This window comes from Frankia canadensis (assembly GCF_900197875.1).
Lineage (GTDB): Bacteria > Actinomycetota > Actinomycetes > Frankiales > Frankiaceae > Frankia > Frankia canadensis.
On sequence record NZ_FZMO01000396.1, the window covers coordinates 1 to 1799 of the forward strand.

The following is a 1799-nucleotide window of genomic DNA, read 5'->3' on the forward strand; positions in this document are numbered from 1 at the left end:
TCGGGCTGGGCCTGGGGGTCGCGGCGGTGTTGCTCGCCGTGTTCGCGGGCTCGGGCTCGGGTTCCGAGGCGGCCGGTGCGCGGACCTCGTGCGGGGGCGCGGCCGGTGCCCCCGGGGTGACGGCCGGCGAGATCCGGCTCGGGCTGCTCTACCCGGACTCCGGGATGGTCGCCGCCGACTTCCCGGCTGTGCGGGCCGGGGTCGACGCGCGGATCGGCGCCGCCAACGCGGCCGGCGGCGTCGGCGGGCGGCGGATCGCCTACGACTGGCGCGACGACGACGGCACACCCACGGCGAACCTGCTCGGCAGCCGGGAGCTGGTCGAGCGGCGCGGCGTGTTCGGCCTGCTGGAGTTCACCTCGGCGGCCGCCGGGGGAGCGGGCTACCTGGCCGACCGTGGCGTCCCGGTGGTGGGATCGGCGATGGAGGACGTCTGGGCCCGTTACCCCAGCATGGTGTCGGTCGCGGCGACGACGGCCACGCCGATCGACACCTACGGCCGCGTCGTCGCCGAGCGGGGCGGTCACTCCGCGGTGGTGGTGCGCACGGCGCTGTCGGCGGGTGTCGCCGGGGCGGCCGCGCGGGTCGGCGCGAGCCTGCGCGCCGCTGGGGTGGGGGTGGCCGCCGACCTGGCCTACACGCCGGGCGCGGACAGCCCCGGCGACCTTGCCCGGCAGGTCGTCGCCACCGGGGCGGACAGCGTCGTCACCCTGCTCGCGCCGTCGGCGCTGCCCGCGCTGCTGCGCGCGATCCGCGACGCCGGCGGGCAGCCCGGCGTCGTCCTCGCGCTCGACGGCTACGACCGCGGCCTGCTGCGCGCCGCCGGCGTGGACCTGGCCGGGATGCTCGTGCCCGTCTACTACCGCCCCTTCGAGGCGGGCGGACCGCCGACGGCGCGCTACCTCGACGCGATGCGCCGTTACGCACCGCAGGTCGACGATCCCGAGCAGGCCGCGAGCCTGATCGCCTACCTCAGCACCGATCTGTTCCTGCGCGGCCTGCAGGCCGCCGGCCCCTGCCCGACCCGTGCCGGGTTCCTCGCCGCGCTGCGCGGCCTGACCCGGTACGACGCCGGCGGCCTGCTCCCGCCGATCGCTGTCGCGACCGCTCAGAGCCACCCCGCCACCTGCTACACCGTGCTGCGCGTCGATCCGACCGGCACGGCCTTCGGGGTCGACCAGCACGACGTCTGCGCCCGACCCGTCACCCCGGCCCTGTGAACGTGCACGTCCCGGACGTATAGCTCGGACAGGACGTGTACCTCGGACAGGACGTAACGTGACGGTCCGGGGCGGCGCCGGCGGAGTCGCCGGAGCGGAGGGACGGAGCGTCCATGCCACTGTGGCAGCAGGCCGGGATCCTGGCGGGCGTGCTGCTGGTGGTCGCCGTCGTGGCCCGCGCCGCACTCCTGCGGTGGCGGCGCCGGGCGGTGGAGATCGTCGCGGCGGCGAGCGCAGAGGCGGCGACGATCCTCGGGCTGTTCACGCTCTGGCAGGTCGTGCGGATCCTCGGGGTGACCAGGGTCGACGGGGGTATCGAGCGGGCCGACTGGATCTGGCGGACCGAACAGTGGTCGCACCTGCCCAGCGAGGTGCGCATGGAGCACTTCATGCTCGGCCACGAGACGTGGCTGCGGGCCGCGAACGTCTTCTACGCGTGGGTGCACTTCCCGGCGATGAACCTGTTCCTGGTGTGGCTGTTCGCCCGCCACCGCGGCGCCTACCCGTCCGTGCGCACGACGATCGTCCTGCTGACCGGGTCCTCGCTGGTGTTCCACATGTTCCTGCCGGTCGCGCCGC

2 protein-coding genes are annotated in these 1799 nt (G+C 75.4%); both read left to right on the forward strand.

The genetic code is table 11. The features are described from left to right. Positions 1-1220: ABC transporter substrate-binding protein (locus C1A33_RS24520; protein WP_341477265.1), on the forward strand; the 1220-nt coding region annotated here is incomplete at its 5' end. Between the two features lie 113 nt (positions 1221-1333). Continuing rightward, a partial coding sequence (locus C1A33_RS24525) for a phosphatase PAP2 family protein (RefSeq protein WP_207770484.1) occupies positions 1334-1799 on the forward strand: 466 nt, incomplete at its 3' end.